The following is a 22,322-nucleotide window of genomic DNA, read 5'->3' on the forward strand; positions in this document are numbered from 1 at the left end:
CTGCCGCTCGTCGGTTCAAGCCAGGCGTACTCTTGCCAAGCCACAGAACAAAATGGTTTTCTGAAACCGGTTTCAAAGCCTGTCGTTCCATAGACAAGAACTCCACAATATTAAGGAGCAGGCCCATTGGATATGCCTCTTCAAAGCATGCGTCCGCCGCGTGCCACTATCAATCAGGTCGCTCAGGAAGCAGGCGTTTCCAAGGCGAGCGTTTCTCGCTACATCAGCGGGGATCGGCAGCTATTATCGGATGCGCTGGCTTTGCGCATCGAACGGGCGATCGAAAAGCTTGGCTTTCAGCCCAATCAAATGGCGCGAGGTCTCAAGCGCGGCCGCAGCCGGCTTATCGGCATGCTGGTAGCCGACATGCTCAACCCCTATTCCGTTGCCGTCATGCATGGCGTCGAGACGGCCTGCCGTCGGCATGGCTATTCTCTCATCGTATGTAACACTGATCGAGATGACCTCCAGGAAGAGCGCCACCTGAATGCGCTTCAGTCCTATAACGTGGAAGGCTTGATCGTTAACACGCTGGGTCACCATCCCCGAGAGCTTCAGCAACTGCATCGAGAATTGCCCATGGTATTGCTTGATCGCAAGCTGGATGGTCTGGATGCCGATCTCGTTGGGCTGGATAACACACAGGCCATTCGGTTGGGTCTTGAGCATTTGCTTGAGCGGGGCTACCGCGACCTGCTCATGGTGACCGAAGATCTGGACGGAACCAGTTCACGAGAAGAGCGCGCCCGAACCTTCATTCACTACCTGTCACCCCGCGCGGGTGTGCGAGGGCGCGTCAGCTCCTCCGCCGGTTTCAGCGCTACGCTACTTGAGCAGCTCGCGCATTTTCTCTCCGATACCGATCATGGCCCCAAAGCCATCATGGCGGCGAACGGCATTGCCGCGCTCGCTGTGACAAAAGGCCTCAGGGAATTAGGTTACAGAACGTTTGAATCGGTTGGACTAATCGCCCTGGACGATCTTGACTGGTATCCATTGGTAGGCGACGGCATTACCGCCATTGCTCAACCAACCCATGCGCTGGGCGTAGCCGCATTGGAGTATCTGCTGGAACGCCTGCGAGGCGATGTGTCGAGCTCACGGACGCTGGCATTACCGGCCGAACTGGTGGTACGCGGCTCTACCCCGGCGCGACGTTAAAACAACAATGTGGGGGCGGCACACTGTGCTCGACCTTCAATGAAACCGGTTTCAGGAGGCGTTATGAAACCTGATGTCGTAGTAACTACTTCTGCCTTTGGTGCTGATGCCGTACGCGCTCGCGGTCAGGAAAATTTCCTTCCGCTGATAGCAGGAGCCGGCGCCAGTACCGTCGAGATACGTGACGAACTGTTCGATGACATGCGACCTGAACTATCCGCCCTGGGTAACAGCATAGCTGCACAGGGACTGGAATGCGTCTACTCGGTCCCCATCGAGCTATGGTCACAAGGCGAGCATCAACCCACCCGTGAGTTACAGCCTGCGATGGTACGCGCCGCCCGCCTTGGAGCGCATACGCTCAAGATCTCCCTTGGCCACTTCACACCTTACTGTGACATGGAAGCATTGGGTCACATGCTGGACGCCAGCTCAGTGCGCCTGCTGATTGAAAATGACCAGACTCCGCAAGGGGGTCGACTCAAGGCCTTACAAACGTTTTTTGATGTTGTACAGCGAATGAAACTGCCTATCGGCATGACCTTCGATGTCGGCAACTGGCACTGGCAGAACGAGCAACCAGAAACGGCCGCACAATTACTGGGATGTTACGTGGAGTACATCCATTGCAAGGCTGTTCGCGAGCTCAACGGCCGTCTTCATGCGATGCCCCCTGAAGCCGAGGATCTGAAACGCTGGGCGCGGCTATTTACTCATTTCAAGACAGGACTGCCACGCGCCATCGAATTTCCCCTGCAGGGCGACGTGGTTCGCGAGACCCAGCGTCATGTCGAGGCATTGGGCCGTCTTGGTACCACTCAGCAGGAGATGCACCATGCCTAATTACGACGTGCTGGCCTTTGGCGAGACGATGACAATGTTTGTGGCTGAAGAGCCCGGTGACCTGGCCGACGTCGAGCACTTCGGCAAGCGTATCGCCGGGGCTGACAGCAATGTCGCCATTGGCCTGACCCGTCTGGGTTTGAAAGTGAAATGGTTGTCACGGGTAGGCGATGACTCTCTGGGCCGCTTTATTCGTGCAACGCTCGAGCGCGAGGGGGTCGACTGCAGCCGGGTTGCCATCGACCCCAAGCACACTACGGGCTTTCAGTTCAAATCGAGGGAAATCGATGGCCGTGATCCCATCGTGGAGTACTTTCGCAAGGGGTCAGCCGCCAGCCATCTATCGATAGAGCATGACTTCGATGACGCCCTGCTGGATGTTCGTCACGTGCATGCGACGGGTATTCCACCCGCCCTTTCAGATTCGCTTCGCGAACTGACCTACCACTTGATGAACAGTGCACGCCAGCAGGGCCGTAGTGTGTCCTTTGATCCCAACCTGCGTCCCTCCCTTTGGCCTAGCGAAGCCCGCATGCGTGAGGAGATTAACCGCCTAGCCAGTCTGGCCCACTGGGTACTGCCGGGCTTGGCCGAAGGCAGGTTACTTACCGGCTATGACACTCCCGAAGACATCGCTGCCTTCTATCTGAACCAGGGCGCCCAGGTGGTTGCTATCAAATTGGGACCGGAGGGTTCCTACTACCGCACCCATGAAAGCGAGGGTCACGTTTCTGGCTATCCGGTGGAAAACGTCGTCGATACTGTCGGCGCTGGCGATGGCTTTGCAACCGGTTTTGTCAGTGCCTGCCTCGAGGGCCTGGATGTTTCCGCTGCCGTGGCCCGGGGTAACTGGATCGGTGCAAAGGCCGTACAGGTTATCGGAGATATGGAAGGTCTGCCCTACCGCCACGAGCTGCCATAACACCTGGACACCCCATGGACAACAACAATAAGCCCACAGGTATATCGTCATGAATGCAACCTCCTCCATTGCCACCCGCCGCTGGTGGTACATCATGCCCATCGTGTTTATCACCTACAGCCTAGCCTATCTGGACCGGGCCAACTATGGATTCGCGGCCGCCTCCGGCATGGCTGATGACCTGGCCATTACCCCAGCCATGTCGTCGCTCCTGGGTGCCCTGTTCTTTCTTGGCTATTTCTTCTTTCAGGTGCCTGGCGCGATATACGCTGAAAAGCGCAGCGTAAAAAAGCTGATCTTCTGGAGCCTGATCCTGTGGGGCGGCTGTGCCACATTGACCGGCGTGATTCCAAACGTACAGGCCCTGATTGCGATTCGCTTCCTCCTGGGCGTGGTTGAGGCAGCGGTCATGCCGGCCATGCTGGTTTATCTCTGCCACTGGTTTACCCGTGCGGAGCGCTCCCGGGCCAATACGTTTTTAATCCTGGGTAATCCCGCAACCATTCTTTGGATGTCGGTCGTCTCGGGCTATCTGGTGCATACCCTCAACTGGCGTTGGATGTTTATCATCGAGGGCTTTCCCGCCATTATCTGGGCCTTTATCTGGTGGCGCCTGGCAGACGACCGTCCCGCACAGGCCAAATGGCTGAGCACTCAGGAAAAGCAGGACCTCGAGAGCGCGCTTCAGGCTGAACAAGTGGGTATGAAACCCGTCAAGAATTACCGGGAGGCCTTTCGCTCGCCCAAAGTCATTCTGCTGTCTGCCCAGTATTTCTGCTGGAGTATTGGCGTATATGGTTTCGTGATCTGGCTGCCGTCCATCCTGAAACAGGCCGCTCAGCTGGATATTGTCGAGGCTGGCTGGCTATCCGCTCTGCCTTATCTGATGGCGGTCCTTGCCATGCTGGCGGTCTCCTGGATGTCCGACAAAACCCTCAACCGCAAACGCTTTGTGTGGCCTCCCCTGCTGATCGCCTCCCTCGCTTTTGCAGGGTCGTTCATGCTGGGCACTCAGCATTTCTGGTGGTCCTATACCTTGCTGGTTATCGCAGGTGCCTGCATGTACGCGCCTTACGGTCCGTTCTTCGCCATCGTGCCCGAGATCCTGCCTAGCAATGTGGCGGGTGGGGCCATGGCGCTTATCAACAGCATGGGAGCACTGGGTTCCTTTGTTGGCTCCTACATCGTGGGTTATCTGAACGGTGTTACCGGTACCCCTGCTGCGTCCTATGTCTTCATGGGCAGCGCACTTCTCGTCTCTGCCGTGCTGACTATGCTCCTGCGTTCCGCTCCTACTGCCAGCCAGGAAACAGCCAAGAACGCACAGCCGATGCGTACGGCCACCTCTCACTGAACAGGACTGCTCATGAAAAAGCGTGTCATTGCCTACAAGAAATTCTCACCCGCGCTGACTGCTCGCCTGCAGGAAGCAGCTGAGCTGATCTATGTCGATGTAACCGGTACGCATGGTCTGGCACCGCTGGAAGACGCCTTGCCAGACGCGCACGGCCTGATTGGTTCCAGCGTCAAACTCAACGCTGAACTGCTGGACAAGGCACCTCACCTGGAAGCCATTGCTAGCGTATCGGTAGGCTACGACAACTATGACCTCGATTACCTTACCCGCCGCGGCATTCTCTTGTGCAACACCCCGGATGTACTGACGGAAACAGTCGCTGACACAGCTTTCGCCTTGATCCTGTCGACCGCCAGACGTGTGGTTGAGCTTGCGAACTATGTCAAGGCGGGAGACTGGCAGGCCAGCCTGGGGGAGCCCCTCTTCGGCAGTGATGTTCATGGCAAGACGCTGGGAATAGTGGGAATGGGCCGGATCGGATCGGCGATTGCCCGTCGCGGTCACTTCGGCTTTGGCATGACTATCCTCTACAACAGCCACTCACCCAAGCCGGATATCGAACGGGAGTTCGCCGCACAATACCGCTCCCTGGACCAACTACTGAGCGAGGCGGACTTTATTTGTGTCACCGTACCGCTAAGCCCTGAAACAACGCGGCTTATCGGGGCGCGGGAGTTCGCGTTATTAAAACCGGAAAGCTTTTTCATCAACATCTCCCGAGGCAAGGTGGTGGATGAGAAGGCCCTGATCGACGCGCTTCAAAAGCAGCAGTTCAAAGGTGCCGGTCTGGATGTCTTCGAAAAGGAGCCGCTTCCGGCAGATTCCCCCCTGCTGAACCTGCCCAATGTGGTCGCTACACCCCATATCGGTTCGGCAACCCATGGCACGCGCGAAGGCATGGCACGCTGCGCGGTCGACAATCTGCTGGCTGCCCTGTCAGGTAAGCGCCCGCCTGATCTGGTCAATCGGGAGGCGTGGGAACGACGTAGCCAGTAAAGGTGAATCCACCTCGCGAGCGGCTGTCCAATGTCTGTCGATTACATGAGGGAAACCACCATGGCTGCAAATAAAGAAGAAATTGCCGAACTGCTCCAGCAAGCCCGTATGCAGGCTGGCAAAGCGGCCGATCAAGATCAGCCTGCTTATTACCGGGATGCCTTCGAGGCACTTGCCCAGGCGATTGAAAAGCTGGCAGAGGCTGCAGGCGAGTCCCACCATGACAAAGTGGTTCGCGCCGTTGAAGAGTTTCAAGGAGATGAAGGCATCTGAATACCCTGCCAGACCATCCAAACGCCCGGATCATCCGGGCGTTTCTACATTCGAAACGCACCTTACATCACGCAACCGTCATCCTACTTTCACAGCGTGGCAACCTCTGCGACCTCTCGTCGCACCCATGAAACATAGCGAAGCCTTTCCCTGTCGGACCTTGGGTAGGCACCTTGAATGGGCCTAAGTGAGTTGCTTGAGGGCAACTCACCCTTTCACGTCCCAACAGGAGAATGAAATGGTTGATGTAAACAGCATTAAAGAACACGCCGAAATCGTAGGATCCGATGGCCAGCACGTTGGCACAGTCGATCACCTGGAAGGCACTGATCGTATCAAGCTGACCAAGCAGGATCAGGATGCCAATGGCCAGCACCACTATATTCCGCTGTCTTGGGTGAAGTCTGTTGAAGGCGGCAAGATTCAACTGGTCAAGACGCGTGACGAAGCCGAGCGCTCCTGGCAGGCAGCCTGACCGGGTCATTACCGGTATGAGCGATTGTCGCTCATACCGGCCCCTCGATATTTCTTCCCAAACATGATGATAGGCCGCCTCTAGAGCGGCGAATGGCATACACTTCGGACCGCCACCGACGGACGATCATCATGAATCACAACACCACCCTTGTTTTCATCATTCTGTTTTCAGCCATGCTTATCACAGGCTTCGCCAGAAATCAGCATCCTGTCGGCTTGGCCCTGCTATGGGCAGGCACATTGGGCATGCTGGGCCTGATCATCGCCATCATTACCCGCGCCCTTTCCATTTGCAGCCCCCTTGAAGCTTTTTTCCGCCTCTGTTGAAACGTCCGGCTATCAGGCCACGCGCTCAGGCGACTGATGAGGCTGCAACGGCGGCGTTAATGGAGGCAGGCCATAGGCCGCACGCGCAGCATCGCACCGCTCGTTATGCTCACCATTGATCCATGAGGCTTCGAACTCACGGCAAGGGCTCGGTCGGCTTTCATACATGGTGCAACGCGTACCGCAGCCTACATCGCCCAATAGGCTGACGCAGCGTGCAGGTTTGGTATCAGTACCTACCATCGCAACGTGGTGAGGGGTAACCCCCACCGTCAACTCATCCGGCACCAGACCACCGGCGGACCGGCATTCACCCCAGTAGAACGACACACGAAAAAACGCGCAGCAGGCACCGCAGTTAAGGCAAGGATTATCGGTCGACATGTTTGGCAGAACACCAGAAAAAACCGGACGAATGCCGGCGAGAGAAGCGCCATTTTATTCGCGGCAAAGCCGTTGTGAAGGGGGGTTGAGAGAAAATTTAGTGTCTTCTGGACGATAGACTGATAGCGCCTTTACCCATCAATCATCCGCTTCCGGCTACCGCTTGGGTTTAGCGCCTCAACAGCCTCCTACCCGGTGCTTTTTATCCGACGATACCGACAAATCCGGTAGAATTGCCGACCCTGTAAAACGACCCCGCGAGTGAATGACCTGTATGGAAAGCCTTTCCAACCATACGCCGATGATGCAGCAATACCTGAAGATCAAGCATCAGCACCCTGAGCAGCTGCTCTTCTATCGCATGGGTGATTTTTACGAGCTTTTTTATGATGATGCCAAAAAGGCGTCCAAGCTGCTCGACATCACACTGACTGCCCGTGGCGCGTCGGCAGGCAAGCCTATCCCCATGGCGGGCATCCCCTTTCACTCAGCCGAAGGGTATCTGGCCAAACTGGTCAAACTGGGTGAGTCCGTAGTCATCTGCGAGCAGATCGGCGATCCGGCTACTAGCAAAGGCCCCGTGGAACGTCAGGTCGTCAGGATTCTTACGCCTGGCACAGTCAGTGATGAAGCCCTGCTGGATGAGCGACGCGATAACCTGCTCGCCGCCATTCTAGGCGATCACAAACTGTTCGGTCTTGCGGTCCTAGACATCACCAGTGGACGCTTTGTTGTTCAGGAGCTATCCGGTTGGGAGCCGCTCATGGCCGAGATCGAGCGACTCAACCCGGCCGAGCTGCTTATTCCTGATGACTGGCCGCAGGGTCTACCTATCGAAAAGCGCCGCGGACTTCGCCGTAGGGCACCCTGGGACTTCGACTGCGACACGGCCGTCAAGAGTTTGTGCCAGCAATTCGGTACGCAGGACCTCAAAGGCTTTGGCTGTGACAAGCTCAAACTGGGCATCGGTGCGGCTGGTAGCCTGCTGGCCTATGCCAAAGAGACGCAGCGTACTGCGCTTCATCACCTGCGCAGCCTGCATCACGAGCGCCTGGACGACACGGTCATTCTGGATGGCGCCAGCCGCCGCAACCTGGAACTGGATACCAATCTCTCCGGCGGTCGTGAGAATACACTGCAATCGGTGGTCGATCGCTGCCAAACGGCCATGGGTAGCCGCCTTCTGACTCGCTGGCTCAACCGCCCCCTGCGCAACCGCAGCGTCATCCAGGCGCGCCAAGACGCCATTACCTGCCTGTTGGAGCAATACCGCTTCGAACAGCTGCAACCTCAACTGAAAGAGATCGGCGACATAGAACGTATCCTGGCCCGAATCGGACTGCGTACGGCTCGCCCGCGGGATTTGGCCCGTCTGCGTGACGCGCTCTCGGCGCTCCCCGAATTACAGCACGGCATGCAGGATCTGGTAGCGCCTCATCTCAACGACCTGGCCAAAAGCATCCAGACCTATCCCGAACTGGCGGATACGCTTTCTCGCGCTGTTGTCGACACTCCGCCAGCAGTCATCCGCGATGGCGGCGTCATCAAGCGCGGCTACGATGCCGAGCTGGACGAGCTACAGACTTTGAGCGAGAACGCCGGGCAGTTTCTGATGGATCTCGAAGCACGGGAAAAGGCTCGCACCGGTCTTTCCGGCTTGAAAGTTGGCTACAACCGCGTCCATGGCTACTTTATCGAGCTACCCCGGATGCAGGCTGAGCAGGCACCAGCTGACTATATTCGCCGACAGACGCTCAAAGGGGCCGAGCGCTTCATTACGCCTGAATTGAAAGCGTTCGAAGACAAGGCCTTGTCAGCTCAGAGCCGTGCACTGGCCCGTGAAAAGGTCCTGTATGAAGCCTTGATCGATAGCCTCATCGAACAGCTTGCCCCCCTCCAAGACACCGCGGCGGCCTTGGCCGAGCTTGATGTACTGAGCAACCTGGCCGAACGTGCACTGAACCTCGACCTCAATCGACCGAGTTTTGTCGATGAACCCTGCCTGGAGATATCACAGGGCCGTCACCCCGTTGTGGAGCAGGTGCTGGATACCCCGTTTGTAGCCAACGACCTGAACCTGAATAACGATACGCGGATGCTGATCATTACCGGCCCGAACATGGGCGGTAAATCCACCTATATGCGTCAGACCGCCCTGATCGTTCTCCTGGCACATATCGGTAGCTTCGTACCGGCAGCGGCGTGCCGCCTGTCCCTGGTAGACCGCATCTTTACCCGAATTGGCTCAAGTGATGACCTGGCAGGCGGGCGTTCGACCTTTATGGTCGAAATGAGTGAAACCGCCAACATCCTGCACAATGCCAGCGAGCATAGCTTGGTCCTCATGGATGAAGTCGGGCGAGGCACCAGTACCTTCGACGGCCTGTCATTGGCCTGGGCCGCTGCTGAACAGCTGGCCAAGCTGCGTGCCTACACTCTGTTTGCAACACACTACTTCGAGCTTACGGTTCTGCCAGACAACGAGCCAGTAGTAGCCAACGTGCATCTCAACGCCACTGAGCACAACGACCGGATTGTCTTCCTGCACCATGTTCTGCCCGGCCCGGCCAGCCAGAGCTACGGCCTTGCGGTCGCTCAACTGGCAGGCGTACCTAGTCAGGTCATCCAGCGGGCCCGTGAGCATCTGGCGCATCTGGAAAAGACCAGTCTGTCCCACGAAGCCCCGAAAACGATCAGCCAGGCACCTCAACCCATGCAGGCCGATCTGTTTGCAGCGGCTACGCATCCGCTGTTGGATGAGATGGAAAAACTGAATCCCGACGAGCTGACGCCACTTAAAGCGCTGCAGCTTATCTATGAATGGAAAAAGCGTATCTGACAACCCGATGACGGGGATTGGCCTAATACTGCTAAAATCCCGCGCCTAGCCGCCTGAGGAGTTCTAATAATGACTTTTGTTGTCACCGACAACTGCATCAAATGCAAATATACCGACTGTGTAGAAGTATGCCCGGTGGACTGCTTTTACGAAGGCCCCAACTTTCTGGTCATTCATCCAGATGAGTGCATCGACTGCGCTCTATGCGAGCCGGAATGCCCTGCACAGGCTATCTTCTCTGAAGATGAGGTACCGGAAAACCAGCAGGAATTCATAGAGTTGAACCGTGATCTCTGTGAAGTCTGGCCGAACATCACCGAGAAGAAAGAAGCGCTGGCCGATGCGGAAGAGTGGGACGGCAAGCCTAACAAGTTGCAGTACCTGGAGCGCTGATCAGGGCTTGAACCCAGCTGTTCAGGCGCTGCATTTGTTGCACGCATCTAAAAGGGCGAGTTAACTCGCCCTTTGTCTTTGTTTATTCATCTGCCGCACCACCTTGCAACCCGCTCTCTTTCTCCGCTGCCTAGAGCATTAGAGAACCTCCCGTGACTCACCTCTGCTACCTCGTTATCACGTTGCCGGTGGCTTTCGCGCGCCTATAAAAAAGCCCAACTCAACGTCGGGCTTTAGTGCTAATTAGAAGGCTTATTGAAACAACGAGTCGCTCGACAAACCGTTACGCTCAAAAATCTCGCGCAACCGCTTTAGGGCCTCGACCTGTATCTGCCGTACCCGCTCGCGGGTCAGGTTGATCTCCTGCCCTACTTCTTCAAGCGTACAGCTTTCATGCCCGCGCAAGCCAAAACGCCGGACAACCACCTCACGCTGCTTGTCCGTCAACTCCGACAGCCATTGGTCAATGCTCTGGCTGAGGTCATCATCCTGCAATAGTTCGCACGGGTCGCTTGGCTTATCGTCGGTAAGCGTATCGAGAAGCGTCTTGTCTGAATCAGGCCCCAAAGACACATCAACAGAGCTGATCCGCTCATTAAGTCCCATCATCCGCTTCACCTCTTCCACTGGCTTTTCCAGCAGACAGGCGATCTCTTCCGGCGACGGCTCATGATCAAGCTTTTGCGCCAGTTCACGGGCAGCCCGCAAATACAGATTAAGCTCCTTGACCACATGAATGGGCAGACGAATCGTCCTCGTCTGGTTCATGATGGCACGCTCGATGGTCTGTCGGATCCACCAGGTCGCGTAGGTTGAGAAGCGGAAGCCACGCTCAGGATCGAATTTTTCTACCGCGCGAATCAGCCCCAGGTTGCCTTCCTCGATCAGATCGAGCAGGGACAGCCCCCGATTCACGTAACGGCGAGCAATCTTCACCACAAGACGAAGGTTGCTCTCGATCATACGGCAGCGGCCAGCGGGATCTCCCTTTTGCGCCAATCGCGCAAAATGAACCTCTTCCTCAGGAGAAAGCAGTGGAGAGAAACCGATTTCATTGAGATACAACTGAGTCGCATCGAGCGCCCGGTTGTAATCGATATGCTTGGTTTGCTTGGACGTACGTGATTGAAGTGCTTTAGGCGCATCACCCAGTAGCTGTGATGCATCAAATGACCCTTCTTCGAATGAGACGGAAGTTTCCAGCAGGAGCACTTCGTCACTCATGTCAAACTCGGGTTCTTTTTTATTAAGCGCCATGATCAATGTCCCTTGCTTGAGTTCGACAACAAGCCCGGGCGTGATCAATCCCCCTGATTACGCCTGAACCCGTCCCCCTAGCGCTGGAACGGGTCAGACAACGAGTCAACGATTTGGCAAATATTGCAGAGGATCTACGGGTTTACCCTGCCGGCGAATCTCAAAATGCAGCTTCACCCGGTCGGTTCCTGTAGAACCCATCTCGGCGATTGTTTGCCCGACCTTGACCTGTTGCCCCTCCCGAACCAGAAGCCTGCGATTATGACCGTACGCACTGACGTAGGTTTCGTTGTGCTTGATGATGATCAGCTCACCGTAACCCCTTAACCCATTGCCTGCATACACGACGGTTCCACCGGAAGCCGCCAGAACAGGCTGTCCCAAATCTCCGGCTATATCAATGCCTTTATTCAAACTGCCGTTCGAGGAGTACCGGGAAATCAGTGTGCCCTTAGTGGGCCAGGCCCAGCCTGCAGAAGTCTTGGCAACCTCGACAGTTGGTGTAGTCGCCGGGGGCGCCGTTACCGGCGGAGGCGCAGCTGGAACGCTCTGCGCTACGGGTGGAGAGGCGGGTGCAGGCGTAGCCACAGGCGTGTTCGTACTAGCCGGAGCGGTGGAAACAGGCGCAGACGACACGGTTTGTACGGGTCTTCGAGAGGTAGTTGCGACCGTACTGGAGCTGCTGCCGCCAAAGTTGATTTTTTGGCCAACATGGATGACATACGGTGGAGAAATATCGTTATGAGCAGCAAGGCTTCGCCAATCCCATCCATTACGGGAGGCTATAGCGTAAAGGGTATCCCCCCGCCGAACGGTATATTGTCCTTTTGTAACACGGTATGTATTTGCCGAACCACCGGAGCGATCAACGACCTGTACACCTCGGGATGAGGAGCTGGAGCATCCTGACAAGACGAGACTTAGCATCAGAGCCACTACCAAGCTGATCCCACTACCGTTGCGAATCCCTCGCAGCCGGGCCTTAAGAAGCCTCACTCCTTCCCCCTTAGAAAGCTTGTACGTCAACGCAAGCCGAATTGGCCGCTGTATTGACCATTGCCAATGCTATCGTTCCCTGACGAAGGGGTCAGGCCAACGGTCCATTCAGAAGTGGAACAAAGCGCACAGAATCGAGCACTTGACGTGAAAAACCTTCTTCCTGGCGTTCGATCAACAGTAATTGCTGCTCTTCGCCCCCGCCTACCGGAATCACGAGACGTCCACCCGGTGCCAGCTGATCCAGCAAGGCTTGAGGCACTTCACGAGCCGCCGCTGTTACGATGATGCCGTTATAGGGAGCCAGGGCTGGCCAGCCCTCCCACCCATCTCCCCAACGAAATACGACGTTGCGCACATTGAGTTCGATCAGGCGCTCTTTGGCTCGGTCCTGCAGCGACTGAATACGCTCAACAGAGAACACACGCTCAACCAGTTGGGCCAGCACTGCAGTCTGGTAGCCGGATCCCGTACCGATCTCCATGACCTTGTCCAGCGGACCGGCCGCCAGCAGCAGCTCGGTCATGCGAGCCACCATGTACGGTTGAGAAATGGTCTGGTTATGACCAATGGGCAGTGCCGTATCTTCATAGGCACGGTGCGCCAGGGCTTCGTCGACAAACAGATGACGGGGCGTGCGTCGAATTACTTCCAGCACCTGCGCATTGGACAGGCCTTCCTCATAAAGCCTTTGAATGAGCCGTTCGCGAGTCCGCTGCGAAGTCATGCCGATCCCATGACGCTGCATATGCTCTTGCCCCTGATTCATCGAAACATCTCCTCTAGAACAGCCAGTCCGGCAAACCCTTCATGGAAGGTCCGATCCAACTGTAGCGGCGTAATCGATACGTAACCTTGCATCACCGCATGAAAATCCGTGTCCGGGCCGCTGTCTTCAGCATCACCCGCGACTGCGATCCAGTACCCTTCCTTACCCCTGGGATTAACGTCCCTGACCGGAGGCTTGGCACGTGCACGATGGCCCAGCCGGGTCAGCCGCACCCCTTTAATATGTTCAAGCGGCAGGTTGGGTATGTTGACATTCAGCACCGTACGCGGCGGTAGATCGAACTGCGTATGGGCCTCGACCAGCTGCCGGGCGATTTGCGCGGCCGCCGGAAGATTATCCGGAAGCCGTGACAAGAGCGAGAAGGCAAAAGCCGGACGATCAAGAAAGCGACCTTCCAGTGCCGCTGCCACCGTTCCCGAGTATAGAACGTCATCGCCCAGGTTGGCGCCCAGGTTGATACCTGATACGACCATGTCGGGCGTATGCTCCAGCAGACCGTTGATGCCCAGATGCACACAATCGGTAGGCGTACCGTTTATACCAATATAACCATTAGGCAACCGTTGTGGATGCAAGGGACGATCCAGCGTCAAGGCGCTGCTGATTCCACTCATATCCGTCAATGGCGCTACCACGGTGCACTCGGCATAGTCGTCCAGCGCCGCATGCAAGGCAGCAATGCCGGGTGAAAGAACGCCGTCATCGTTGGCAATCAAAAGTCGCATGGAGTATCCGTCTGTCCTGCCGTGGCCAGCGAGACGAGCTCACGCACTACAACGGTAGCAAAGCAGCCAGCCGGCAAGACGAAATCAAGTTGCAGAATGTCAGGCTCGGGATAATGCCATGACAAACCGTTAATAGGGAGGCGAAGAATGCGCCGTTCATGCCGAAGCCCCGCATCAGCAAGCCAGGCGGGCAATCCGGCCGCATCGGCGGCTACACCCTGTTCTTCCTGTTGGACTGCGCCACTGGCAGGTGAGTCACCTTCTCCCCAGAGCGGGCCGGTAGGGTGAAGGTCAAGGGCCGCCAGCCGGGGGTCGGAGCACTCTGCCTCCCCCGCAGGGAAAAAGCTGCGGCTGTCAGTGAAGGCCAACAGATCGCCAACCCTGGCCACATTCCAGCTTCCGGCGGCAACACGTTGCGCCAATACCTGATTGAACAGGTAGCTACGCGCTGCGGACAGTATGCGGGAACGGCGATTACGCTGTTCGGGCAGCGTGCCCTGCTGTGCGAAATGCCGCGCCTCGTCCAGGTTGCCACCCTCGTACCCGAAGCGTTGCAGTCCGAAATAGTTCGGTACACCTTCAGCGGCTATCTTGCTCAGCCGCTCCTCCAGCTTATCTCTGTCAGCCGCTAGCTCGGTCAGCCTGAGCGTGAATCCATTGGCTGCGTGAGCGCCGCGCTGAAGCTTACGGCGGTGCCTGGCCCGCTTCAGGATGCGCAGGGCATCGCCTTCAGCAGCGCTGAGCTCAGGGTCGGTCTTTCCTGGAAGATGCAGGCTGAACCATTGACGCGTGAGCGCCTGTCGATCCTTGAGCCCTGCATAACTGATGGCCCGTAGCGGAACACCAGCCGCGCGCGCCAAACGACGTGCAGCCTCCTCTGTGTGGAGGCCTCGCTTCTCGACCCAGAGCCAGAGATGTTCACCCTCGCCTTCCAAGGGAATATCGAGCACCTCGTTCACCTGAAAGTCTTCGGCAGTCGCCTTCAATACAGCGGTACCACAGACCGGTCCATGAGCCGGCGGGCCTAGCAGTTCGATTTCAGTCATACCGGAAGCAACAACGCTACTGCATGCACGGCAATGCCTTCCTCACGCCCGACAAATCCCAAGCGTTCTGTGGTGGTTGCCTTTACATTGACCTGATCAAGCTCAACCTGCAGATCTTCTGCAATCACACGACGCATGGCATCGATGTAAGGGGCCATCTTGGGAGCCTGAGCGATAATCGTGGCGTCGACGTTACCAACCTTGAAGCCCTTTTGCTGGACCAGACCCAACACATGACGTAGCAATGCTCGGCTATCGGCACCCTTGAACTGCGGGTCGGTATCTGGGAAGTGCTTACCGATATCGCCCAGTGCAACCGCTCCCAGCAGGGCATCTGCCAAGGCATGCAGAACGACGTCGCCATCCGAGTGAGCAACCAGTCCAGAAGTGTGGGGAATCTGTACACCGCCCAGCGTGATGAAGTTACCTTCACCGAAACGATGGACATCATAGCCGTGGCCAATTCGCATAAATAAAAACGCCCTGAAGGATCAGGGCGTCAATTCTACCGGGGTAATCCGTAAACGTCGCCGTTACCGAACACGCAAGTTCGATCAATCGATCAGCGCGCGGGCATGATGACGCAAATGATCCTCGATAAAGGTGGCAACGAAATAGTAACTATGGTCATAACCTGGCTGCAGACGCAGGGTCAAGGGATGACCGACACGGGTAGCTACCTGCTCCAATGCCTCTGGTTTGAGCTGCTCGGAAAGAAAGCTATCCTGCTCCCCTTGATCCACAAGAACAGGTAGTCGTTCCTGCGCTTTTTCCATCAGTGCACAGGCATCCCACTCAGCCCAGGTGGAACGGTCTTCCCCCAGATAATTGGAAAACGCCTTTTGCCCCCAAGGACAATTCATCGGACTTACGATAGGTGAAAAAGCCGAAACCGAACGATAGCAACCAGGATTACGCAAGGCGCAGACCAAAGCACCATGGCCTCCCATCGAATGGCCGCTTACGCCACGCTTCTCTGACACCGGGAAGTTTGCCTCGATGACAGCAGGCAGCTCCCTCACAACGTAATCATGCATCCGATAGTGTTTGGCCCAGGGCTCGCGAGTGGCATTTAGATAAAAGCCCGCTCCCAGTCCAAAGTCCCAGGCACCTTCAGCATCATCGGGCACGTCCGGACCACGAGGGCTGGTATCCGGTGCTACGAGTAACAGTCCTAACTCAGCAGCTACTCGATGCGCGCCAGCCTTCTGCATGAAGTTCTCATCGGTACAGGTCAATCCTGACAACCAGTACAGGGCTGGCAGCTGTGTTTTCTGCTCAGCTTGAGGAGGCAGATAGACAGCAAAAGTCATCTCACAGCCCAGAACCGTCGACCGATGCTTGTAGCGCTTGTGCCAGCCGCCAAAAGACTTCTGGCATGAGACCAATTCCAGCGTATTGCTCATGGGTAGCTCCTTATGGGCAGAGACAGGCCCGACGTTGCAAGACGCCGGACCCATGCATGATCAATAGTGGATAACCGTACGAATGCTCTTACCTTCATGCATCAGATCAAAGGCATCGTTGATCTTGTCCAGCCCCATGGTGTGGGTAATAAAGGTATCCAGCGGAATTTCGCCCTTCTGGGCCTTATCGACGTAGCCCGGTAGCTCGGTGCGACCTTTGACGCCTCCGAACGCACTGCCCCGCCATACACGCCCCGTAACCAGCTGGAACGGACGTGTACTAATTTCCTGACCAGCGCCAGCGACACCAATAATGACCGACTCACCCCATCCCTTGTGGCAGCATTCCAGTGCAGCACGCATAAGCTTCACGTTACCCACACACTCGAACGAGTAATCCACGCCGCCATCCGTCAGCTCGACTATCACTTCCTGGATAGGCTTGTCGTAGTCGTTGGGGTTGACGAAATCCGTAGCCCCGAGCTGCTTGGCAATTTCAGCCTTGGTAGGGTTGATGTCGATGGCGATGATACGTCCCGCCTTGGCCATGGTCGCACCGATTACCGCTGACAGGCCAATACCACCCAAACCGAAGATGGCTACCGTAGCGCCCTCTTCCACCTTGGCAGTGTTCAGTACTGCACCGATCCCGGTAGTAACACCACAGCCGAGCAGGCAGACTTTCTCCAGAGGCGCTTCCTTGGGAATCTTGGCCAGCGAGATTTCCGGCAATACCGTGTACTCAGAGAACGTGGAAGTCCCCATATAGTGATAGATCGGCTGGCCTTTATAAGAGAAACGGGACGTGCCGTCCGGCATGAGCCCTTTGCCCTGGGTAGCGCGAATGGCTTGGCACAGGTTGGTCTTGCCGGACAGGCAAAACTTGCACTTGCCACATTCCGGAGTATACAGCGGAATGACATGATCACCTACGGCAACGGACGTCACTCCCGGACCAACCGCCTCGACGATACCGCCGCCCTCATGCCCAAGGATCGCAGGAAAAATACCTTCCGGATCAGCGCCGGACAGTGTGTAGGCATCGGTATGGCAGACACCTGTCGCCACGATACGAACCAGCACCTCGCCCTCTTTAGGCGGGGCAACATCTACTTCAACGATTTCAAGGGGCTTGTTAGCCTCAAAAGCAACAGCAGCGCGTGATTTAATCATGGAGGTCGTCATCCATCTGGTGATACGGTACGTCTAGTGTATGAGCTTTGATTCAGTTAATAATCCAACGTACTGCAAAATATTATTGCCATACAGGGATAATCATGAGCGCCTGGGAAGGCTTGGATGAGTTCGTTGCGGTTGCTGAAGCAGGTCATTTCAGCTTGGCCGCCGAACGGCTTGGTGTTTCCTCATCCCATGTCAGCCGACAAATCGCCCGACTGGAAGAACGTCTGCAGACACGCCTGTTCTATCGGAGCACGCGCAGTGTCGTGCTGACCGAGGCCGGACAGACCTTTCTTCAGCATTGCCAACGCCTGCAGGACGCCCGCGAGGAAGCACTTCGGGCCGTCAGTGATCTGTCCAGCGAGCCCAAGGGATTGCTACGCATGACATGTGCAGTGACCTACGGGGAGCGTTTTATCATCCCCCTGGTAAACAGCTTCATGGCACTGCACCCGCAATTACGTCTGGAAATAGAGCTTTCCAACCGCACGCTGGACCTAGTGCAGGAAGGCTTCGATCTGGCAATCCGCCTGGGCCGGCTAAACGATTCTCAACTCATAGCAACCAAGCTTGCGCCTCGCATCATGTACCTTTGCGCTGCGCCACGCTATCTCGAGCGCTTCGGCGCTCCCCATGCCCTGTCAGAACTGGCACGGCATAACTGTCTGATCGGTAATAGCGATGTTTGGACCTTTCAGGAAGATGGACGGGAAATCCCCATCAAGGTTGCAGGAAACTGGCGCTGCAACAGCGGCCAGGCCGTTCTGGATGCGGCACTCAGAGGATTTGGTCTGTGCCAGCTGCCGGATTACTACGTGGCTCCTCACCTGACACGAGGGGAGCTGGTCTCCCTGCTGGAAAACCGGCAACCGCCCAACACAGGCGTATGGGCGCTGTATCCACAGCGGCGCCACTTGTCCCCGAAGGTCAGGCAACTGGTGGACTACCTCAAAAGCAATCTGGTCACCTATCTTCAGAGCTGACGCGAGAGTTGCCAGCAGAGACGCCATACGTCCAACGGTTGGAACCCGCCGTTGCCGGGCTCGTCGTACCTATATGGAACATGAAAGGGTCATGCTCCAAACAGTCGAATCCCAGAGGTCAGAACGGCACCGCATTCTTGAGCATTCTGCATCGATACTTTCAAAGCGATGTGAAACCGAAAGCGGACACGTTCTGCCTTGCCGGATTCAGCGAGGAGCCGGCTCTGCCTGGTCTATACCAGGTGCCACGCTCATTCGTAGTTGACGAACCCTCCATAACCATAGCGAGGAAGCCGCCATGTACGGACCCATCACCAAAGCAACATTGGCTGAACTAATGGAAAAGCATGAGCCGCCATGCCTATCGATTTACATGCCTACCCATCGAAGCTTTCCAGAGCGCACACAGGACCCGATCCGCTTCAAGAATCTGGTCCGCGACCTGAGAGCCTCTCTGGAACAGCAATTCCCCGACGCTCCCAGCGATACGCTACTCAAGCCATTCGATGAATTGGTTGATAACCGCGACTTCTGGAATCACACCCGTGATGGTGTCGCCGTCTTTGGTGGAAAAGACTATTTCATGGTTTATCCGCTGCAGCGCAAGGTGCCCGAAGTGGCCCTCGTCAATTCTCAGCATTATTTGAAGCCCATTCTTCGTATTGCTCAGTCAGCAGATCGTTACCAGATTCTGTGCTTGTCTCGTAATCAGGTACGCCTCTTTGAAGGCAACCGGGACGTATTGGATGAAGTTGAGCTGGCGCCTGAAGTACCCCGCAATCAAGATGAGGCATTAGGTTCAGAACTAACGCCCAAGGATCAGATTGGTAACACCAACGGCTTTGGTGGAGCGAGCGAGCGTGGCGACCCCATGATTCACGGCTCTGGTGGAAGTGGTAAGCAAGAGCAGATCGATATCGACTGTGAGCGCTTTTTTAGAGCTGTCGACCGAGCCATTACTGAACACCACTCCAAACCCTCCGGACTGCCCCTTATTTTGGCTGCGCTCCCGGAAAATCAGACCGTTTTCCGTCATGTCAGTCACAACCAGCAGCTTTTGGAAAAAGGTATTTCTATCGGCCAGGGTGCCTTGGATACAGAAATGCTGCGCCAGGAAAGCTGGAAGCTCATGGAGCCTATGTACTTGAAGCGCCTGAATGGCATTCTTGACCAATACGGCGAATCCCGTGGCCAAGGCTTGGCCTCCGATCAACTGGAAGAAATTGGAAAAGCCACTGCTGAAAGCCGTGTAGCCATGCTGCTGGTAGAGGCTGATCGCCAGATACCCGGGCTGCTTGATCGGGAAAGTGGCGAGCTGCATCCTTCCAAACCCGCTGGAGCTGAAACAGCCGATGTGCTGGATGAGCTGATCACCTACGTCATGGAACATGGCGGCGATGTGGTCGTCGTACCCCGTGAACGTATGCCGTCCAAGACGGGGGCAGCGGCAGTGTATCGCTTCTAAAGGGTCAGGTCGTGGGCGTCGGTTCGTGCCGGCGCTCATGCCAAAGTTGCGTCAGCCAGACCAGATCCTCGGGCCGCGTAATCTTGATGTTATCACTTCGCCCTTCTATCACGCGGGGTCTATAGCCCGCCCACTCCATAGCGGAGGCTTCGTCCGTGATCATGACGCCAGCAGCCAATGCATCACTGAGCGCTTGTCTCAGATGGCCCAATCGAAACATCTGGGGTGTATAGGCCTGCCAGATGACACTACGATCTACTGTCACCTCAACCCGGCCATAGGGGTCGACACGCTTTAACGTATCCTTGACTGGAATAGCCAGTAGTCCTCCGACTTCATCATCAGCCAGCTCCTGCAATAACCGATCAATGTCGCTCTGAGCCAGATTAGGTCTTGCTGCATCATGCACCAATACCCAGTCAAGATCAGATGCACCGCAGGCTTCCAGCCGCATAAGGCCGTTCAGTACAGAGTCGGCACGTTCCCTCCCACCAGCAGCCCGGGTAATCCGATTATCCGTAGCACAGGCAAGATCAGGCCACCATCTGTCATCAACCGCCAGGCTAACGACTATGCCCTGCAGGGAAGCATGATCCAATAACGCAGAAAGCGTGTGCTCAATGACCGTTCGGCCCGCCAGATCCAGATATTGCTTGGGGCGATCCGCTCGCATGCGCGAACCGATACCCGCTGCCGGAATAACGGCCCAGAAAAAAGGTAATGAGGTGTTTATCATTTGGACTGAAGGTAAAGGGTCTCACCCTCTCTAACCATACCGAGCTCATGGCGAGCCCGCTCTTCAACCGTCTCCATGCCCTTTTTCAACTCAGCAACTTCCGCCTCGAGGATCCGGTTGCGTTCAAGCAGCTGCTTATTTTCCTCATCCTGACTGGAAATCTGCTCACGCAGCTCTTTTACCTGCGCCAAACTGCCATCACCTACCCACAGGCGATACTGCAGGCCGGCTAATGCAATGATCAGGACAGGAAACAACCAGTAAGGGCTACGCATTGGCTTTACGGTTCAAAGCAACAAGTTAAGTGAGCTAATGAGAACATACTTAAAACAAGAGCAGGAAGGAAATGATGCCTATATCGATAAGCGACACTTCAATCCTGCTCTTTTAACACATCATTTCGCAACAGCGGAGCGGCTTGCGCCGCTCACTGTGAACTCAGCTACGAAATTCGGCACGTCCACGGTAAGGTGCTTTTGCACCAAGCTGCTCTTCGATACGAAGCAGCTGATTGTACTTGGAGACCCGGTCTGAACGGCACAGTGAGCCGGTCTTGATCTGCCCTGCCGCAGTACCCACGGCAAGATCAGCAATCGTTGCGTCTTCGGTCTCACCCGAGCGGTGAGAAATAACTGCTGTATAACCAGCAGCCTTGGCCATCTGGATGGCTTCCAGCGTCTCGGTCAGAGAACCGATCTGGTTGAACTTGATGAGGATGGAGTTACCGATACCTTTCTCGATCCCTTCCTTGAGAATCTTGGTATTGGTCACGAACAGATCGTCACCTACCAGCTGCACCTTGTTGCCGATCTTATCAGTCAACGCCTTCCAGCCAGCCCAGTCGGACTCATCCATACCATCTTCGATAGAGATGATCGGGAAACGCTCGCTCAGACCCGCAAGATAATCGGCAAAACCAGGAGCATCGAATGTCTTGCCTTCGCCAGACAAACTGTACTGACCGTTTTCATAGAACTCGCTGGAGGCGCAGTCCAAGGCCAGAGTTACATCCGTGCCCAGCTTGTATCCGGCCTTTTCAACCGCTTCGGCAATAGCGCCTAGGGCATCTTCGTTGGAGGACAGGTTCGGGGCAAAGCCACCTTCATCGCCCACGGCAGTATTCAGGCCACGCGCCTTGAGAACCGCCTTCAGGTGATGGAATATCTCAGCACCCATGCGCAGGGCATCAGCGAAGCTTTTTGCGCCAACCGGCTGAACCATGAACTCCTGGATGTCGACATTGTTATCGGCATGCTCGCCGCCGTTGATGATATTCATCATCGGAACCGGCATGGAGTACTGACCGGGCGTGCCGTTCAGCTCTGCGATATGGGCATACAAGGGCAGATCTTTATCCTCGGCAGCCGCCTTGGCAGCTGCCAGGGATACCGCCAAAATGGCGTTGGCGCCCAGCTTGGACTTGTTCTCAGTACCATCGAGCTCGATCATCGCTTTGTCGAGCGCTTTCTGATCCGATGGGTCCTTGCCAATAAGAAGATCACGGATCGGGCCGTTTACATTACCAACGGCTGTCAGAACACCCTTGCCCAGGTAACGGCTCTTGTCGCCATCACGCAGTTCCAATGCCTCGCGGGATCCTGTGGATGCACCAGAGGGCGCACAAGCCCTGCCGACGATACCGTTATCAAGAATCACCTCGGCTTCCACGGTAGGGTTACCGCGGGAATCCAGAATTTCCCGGCCTTTTATGTCGACGATCTTTGCCATTGTTATACGCTCTCCATGGTTCTGGTCAGGTGCAAACTG

At 56.1% G+C, this 22,322-nt stretch carries 24 protein-coding genes; 12 read left to right on the plus strand and 12 right to left on the minus strand.

The window, feature by feature from the left end:
* Positions 1-132: 132 nt before the first annotated feature.
* The 8 genes from GM154_RS00140 (at position 133) to GM154_RS00175 (ending at position 6,356) form a co-directional block, all read left to right on the plus strand.
* Positions 133-1,161: a LacI family DNA-binding transcriptional regulator gene (locus tag GM154_RS00140; RefSeq protein WP_074828148.1), complete on the plus strand. Its 1,029-nt coding sequence runs from the start codon at positions 133-135 to the stop codon at positions 1,159-1,161.
* Positions 1,162-1,224: 63 nt separating this feature from the next.
* The gene (locus tag GM154_RS00145; protein ID WP_074828145.1) at positions 1,225-2,004 is read left to right on the plus strand and encodes a sugar phosphate isomerase/epimerase; all 780 of its coding nucleotides are present in this window, start codon (positions 1,225-1,227) and stop codon (positions 2,002-2,004) included.
* Positions 1,997-2,926 carry a sugar kinase gene (locus tag GM154_RS00150; protein ID WP_074828141.1) on the plus strand — a complete coding sequence of 310 codons (930 nt, stop codon included), beginning with the start codon at positions 1,997-1,999 and terminating at the stop codon, positions 2,924-2,926. Before GM154_RS00145 ends, GM154_RS00150 begins: the two co-directional genes overlap by 8 nt.
* 49 nt (positions 2,927-2,975) lie before the next feature.
* Positions 2,976-4,280, plus strand: a complete 1,305-nt coding sequence (locus tag GM154_RS00155) for an MFS transporter (protein ID WP_074828137.1) — start codon at positions 2,976-2,978, stop codon at positions 4,278-4,280.
* 12 nt (positions 4,281-4,292) lie between these two features.
* Positions 4,293-5,279, plus strand: coding sequence for a D-glycerate dehydrogenase (locus GM154_RS00160; protein ID WP_219650556.1), 987 nt, complete (start codon positions 4,293-4,295; stop codon positions 5,277-5,279).
* A gap of 60 nt (positions 5,280-5,339) precedes the next feature.
* Positions 5,340-5,552: a hypothetical protein gene (locus GM154_RS00165; protein WP_010797417.1), complete on the plus strand. Its 213-nt coding sequence runs from the start codon at positions 5,340-5,342 to the stop codon at positions 5,550-5,552.
* Between the two features lie 238 nt (positions 5,553-5,790).
* Complete coding sequence (locus tag GM154_RS00170; protein ID WP_010797416.1) at positions 5,791-6,027, plus strand: DUF2171 domain-containing protein; 237 nt, start codon at positions 5,791-5,793, stop codon at positions 6,025-6,027.
* Between the two features lie 131 nt (positions 6,028-6,158).
* The gene (locus GM154_RS00175) at positions 6,159-6,356 is read left to right on the plus strand and encodes a hypothetical protein (protein WP_010797415.1); all 198 of its coding nucleotides are present in this window, start codon (positions 6,159-6,161) and stop codon (positions 6,354-6,356) included.
* 12 nt (positions 6,357-6,368) lie between these two features.
* Here GM154_RS00175 and GM154_RS00180 read toward each other — a convergent pair whose 3' ends face one another.
* Entirely contained in the window at positions 6,369-6,740 is a 372-nt protein-coding gene (locus GM154_RS00180; protein ID WP_010797414.1) for a YkgJ family cysteine cluster protein, read from the minus strand.
* Positions 6,741-7,014: 274 nt separating this feature from the next.
* On the opposite strand from GM154_RS00180, the gene mutS reads away from it, so the two are divergent.
* Both mutS and fdxA read left to right on the plus strand, forming a co-directional pair.
* Entirely contained in the window at positions 7,015-9,579 is a 2,565-nt protein-coding gene (mutS, locus tag GM154_RS00185) for a DNA mismatch repair protein MutS (protein WP_019364460.1), read from the plus strand.
* Positions 9,580-9,648: 69 nt separating this feature from the next.
* Positions 9,649-9,972, plus strand: a complete 324-nt coding sequence (fdxA, locus tag GM154_RS00190) for a ferredoxin FdxA (protein WP_010797412.1) — start codon at positions 9,649-9,651, stop codon at positions 9,970-9,972.
* Positions 9,973-10,224: 252 nt separating this feature from the next.
* On the opposite strand, the gene rpoS is transcribed toward fdxA, so the two are convergent.
* The 8 genes from rpoS to GM154_RS00230 form a co-directional block, all read right to left on the minus strand.
* Positions 10,225-11,229 carry an RNA polymerase sigma factor RpoS gene (rpoS, locus tag GM154_RS00195; protein WP_219650557.1) on the minus strand — a complete coding sequence of 335 codons (1,005 nt, stop codon included), beginning with the start codon at positions 11,227-11,229 and terminating at the stop codon, positions 10,225-10,227.
* A 105-nt stretch (positions 11,230-11,334) separates the two neighbouring features.
* Positions 11,335-12,156, minus strand: coding sequence for a peptidoglycan DD-metalloendopeptidase family protein (locus tag GM154_RS00200; protein ID WP_219650928.1), 822 nt, complete (start codon positions 12,154-12,156; stop codon positions 11,335-11,337).
* Between the two features lie 160 nt (positions 12,157-12,316).
* Entirely contained in the window at positions 12,317-12,952 is a 636-nt protein-coding gene (locus tag GM154_RS00205) for a protein-L-isoaspartate(D-aspartate) O-methyltransferase (protein WP_219650929.1), read from the minus strand.
* Between the two features lie 38 nt (positions 12,953-12,990).
* Positions 12,991-13,740 (minus strand): 5'/3'-nucleotidase SurE, encoded by a 750-nt coding sequence (gene surE / locus GM154_RS00210; RefSeq protein ID WP_010797406.1) that lies wholly within the window; start codon positions 13,738-13,740, stop codon positions 12,991-12,993.
* Positions 13,728-14,786, minus strand: a complete 1,059-nt coding sequence (gene truD, locus GM154_RS00215; RefSeq protein WP_219650558.1) for a tRNA pseudouridine(13) synthase TruD — start codon at positions 14,784-14,786, stop codon at positions 13,728-13,730. The genes surE and truD overlap by 13 nt, the downstream gene beginning before the upstream one ends.
* Complete coding sequence (gene ispF / locus GM154_RS00220) at positions 14,783-15,256, minus strand: 2-C-methyl-D-erythritol 2,4-cyclodiphosphate synthase (protein ID WP_219650559.1); 474 nt, start codon at positions 15,254-15,256, stop codon at positions 14,783-14,785. The genes truD and ispF overlap by 4 nt, the downstream gene beginning before the upstream one ends.
* An 84-nt stretch (positions 15,257-15,340) precedes the next feature.
* Positions 15,341-16,192 (minus strand): S-formylglutathione hydrolase, encoded by an 852-nt coding sequence (gene fghA, locus GM154_RS00225; protein ID WP_219650560.1) that lies wholly within the window; start codon positions 16,190-16,192, stop codon positions 15,341-15,343.
* A gap of 60 nt (positions 16,193-16,252) precedes the next feature.
* On the minus strand, positions 16,253-17,365 hold the full coding sequence (locus GM154_RS00230) for an S-(hydroxymethyl)glutathione dehydrogenase/class III alcohol dehydrogenase (protein WP_019364454.1): 1,113 nt from the start codon (positions 17,363-17,365) through the stop codon (positions 16,253-16,255).
* Between the two features lie 104 nt (positions 17,366-17,469).
* On the opposite strand from GM154_RS00230, the gene GM154_RS00235 reads away from it, so the two are divergent.
* Together GM154_RS00235 and GM154_RS00240 are read left to right on the plus strand one after the other, a co-directional pair.
* On the plus strand, positions 17,470-18,354 hold the full coding sequence (locus GM154_RS00235; RefSeq protein WP_083397954.1) for a LysR substrate-binding domain-containing protein: 885 nt from the start codon (positions 17,470-17,472) through the stop codon (positions 18,352-18,354).
* A gap of 298 nt (positions 18,355-18,652) precedes the next feature.
* Positions 18,653-19,819 carry a hypothetical protein gene (locus tag GM154_RS00240; RefSeq protein WP_010797400.1) on the plus strand — a complete coding sequence of 389 codons (1,167 nt, stop codon included), beginning with the start codon at positions 18,653-18,655 and terminating at the stop codon, positions 19,817-19,819.
* Between the two features lie 4 nt (positions 19,820-19,823).
* On the opposite strand, the gene ispD is transcribed toward GM154_RS00240, so the two are convergent.
* From ispD to eno, 3 genes are all read right to left on the minus strand, one after another.
* Positions 19,824-20,555, minus strand: coding sequence for a 2-C-methyl-D-erythritol 4-phosphate cytidylyltransferase (gene ispD, locus GM154_RS00245; RefSeq protein ID WP_219650562.1), 732 nt, complete (start codon positions 20,553-20,555; stop codon positions 19,824-19,826).
* On the minus strand, positions 20,552-20,830 hold the full coding sequence (locus GM154_RS00250; protein ID WP_010797398.1) for a septum formation initiator family protein: 279 nt from the start codon (positions 20,828-20,830) through the stop codon (positions 20,552-20,554). Before GM154_RS00250 ends, ispD begins: the two co-directional genes overlap by 4 nt.
* A 163-nt stretch (positions 20,831-20,993) precedes the next feature.
* Complete coding sequence (gene eno / locus GM154_RS00255; protein ID WP_010797397.1) at positions 20,994-22,283, minus strand: phosphopyruvate hydratase; 1,290 nt, start codon at positions 22,281-22,283, stop codon at positions 20,994-20,996.
* Positions 22,284-22,322 lie beyond the last annotated feature (39 nt).

Origin of the sequence: Pseudomonas sp. MAG002Y, from assembly GCF_019400845.1 — a bacterium.
GTDB classification, from domain to species: domain Bacteria; phylum Pseudomonadota; class Gammaproteobacteria; order Pseudomonadales; family Pseudomonadaceae; genus Chryseomonas; species Chryseomonas luteola.

Bases quoted from the DNA above. Each gene is read 5' to 3' on its own strand.
- fghA (WP_219650560.1), bottom strand. From the start codon at position 16,192: ATGAGCAATACGCTGGAATTGGTCTCATGCCAGAAGTCTTTTGGCGGC.
- GM154_RS00145 (WP_074828145.1), top strand. From the start codon at position 1,225: ATGAAACCTGATGTCGTAGTAACTACTTCTGCCTTTGGTGCTGATGCC.
- GM154_RS00205 (WP_219650929.1), bottom strand. From the start codon at position 12,952: ATGACTTCGCAGCGGACTCGCGAACGGCTCATTCAAAGGCTTTATGAG.
- mutS (WP_019364460.1), top strand. From the start codon at position 7,015: ATGGAAAGCCTTTCCAACCATACGCCGATGATGCAGCAATACCTGAAG.
- GM154_RS00165 (WP_010797417.1), top strand. From the start codon at position 5,340: ATGGCTGCAAATAAAGAAGAAATTGCCGAACTGCTCCAGCAAGCCCGT.
- GM154_RS00250 (WP_010797398.1), bottom strand. From the start codon at position 20,830: ATGCGTAGCCCTTACTGGTTGTTTCCTGTCCTGATCATTGCATTAGCC.
- GM154_RS00200 (WP_219650928.1), bottom strand. From the start codon at position 12,156: ATGCTAAGTCTCGTCTTGTCAGGATGCTCCAGCTCCTCATCCCGAGGT.
- GM154_RS00240 (WP_010797400.1), top strand. From the start codon at position 18,653: ATGTACGGACCCATCACCAAAGCAACATTGGCTGAACTAATGGAAAAG.
- GM154_RS00140 (WP_074828148.1), top strand. From the start codon at position 133: ATGCCTCTTCAAAGCATGCGTCCGCCGCGTGCCACTATCAATCAGGTC.
- eno (WP_010797397.1), bottom strand. From the start codon at position 22,283: ATGGCAAAGATCGTCGACATAAAAGGCCGGGAAATTCTGGATTCCCGC.
- GM154_RS00160 (WP_219650556.1), top strand. From the start codon at position 4,293: ATGAAAAAGCGTGTCATTGCCTACAAGAAATTCTCACCCGCGCTGACT.
- GM154_RS00175 (WP_010797415.1), top strand. From the start codon at position 6,159: ATGAATCACAACACCACCCTTGTTTTCATCATTCTGTTTTCAGCCATG.
- GM154_RS00230 (WP_019364454.1), bottom strand. From the start codon at position 17,365: ATGATTAAATCACGCGCTGCTGTTGCTTTTGAGGCTAACAAGCCCCTT.
- GM154_RS00150 (WP_074828141.1), top strand. From the start codon at position 1,997: ATGCCTAATTACGACGTGCTGGCCTTTGGCGAGACGATGACAATGTTT.
- GM154_RS00155 (WP_074828137.1), top strand. From the start codon at position 2,976: ATGAATGCAACCTCCTCCATTGCCACCCGCCGCTGGTGGTACATCATG.
- GM154_RS00235 (WP_083397954.1), top strand. From the start codon at position 17,470: ATGAGCGCCTGGGAAGGCTTGGATGAGTTCGTTGCGGTTGCTGAAGCA.
- rpoS (WP_219650557.1), bottom strand. From the start codon at position 11,229: ATGGCGCTTAATAAAAAAGAACCCGAGTTTGACATGAGTGACGAAGTG.
- truD (WP_219650558.1), bottom strand. From the start codon at position 14,786: ATGACTGAAATCGAACTGCTAGGCCCGCCGGCTCATGGACCGGTCTGT.
- ispD (WP_219650562.1), bottom strand. From the start codon at position 20,555: ATGATAAACACCTCATTACCTTTTTTCTGGGCCGTTATTCCGGCAGCG.
- GM154_RS00180 (WP_010797414.1), bottom strand. From the start codon at position 6,740: ATGTCGACCGATAATCCTTGCCTTAACTGCGGTGCCTGCTGCGCGTTT.
- ispF (WP_219650559.1), bottom strand. From the start codon at position 15,256: ATGCGAATTGGCCACGGCTATGATGTCCATCGTTTCGGTGAAGGTAAC.
- fdxA (WP_010797412.1), top strand. From the start codon at position 9,649: ATGACTTTTGTTGTCACCGACAACTGCATCAAATGCAAATATACCGAC.
- GM154_RS00170 (WP_010797416.1), top strand. From the start codon at position 5,791: ATGGTTGATGTAAACAGCATTAAAGAACACGCCGAAATCGTAGGATCC.
- surE (WP_010797406.1), bottom strand. From the start codon at position 13,740: ATGCGACTTTTGATTGCCAACGATGACGGCGTTCTTTCACCCGGCATT.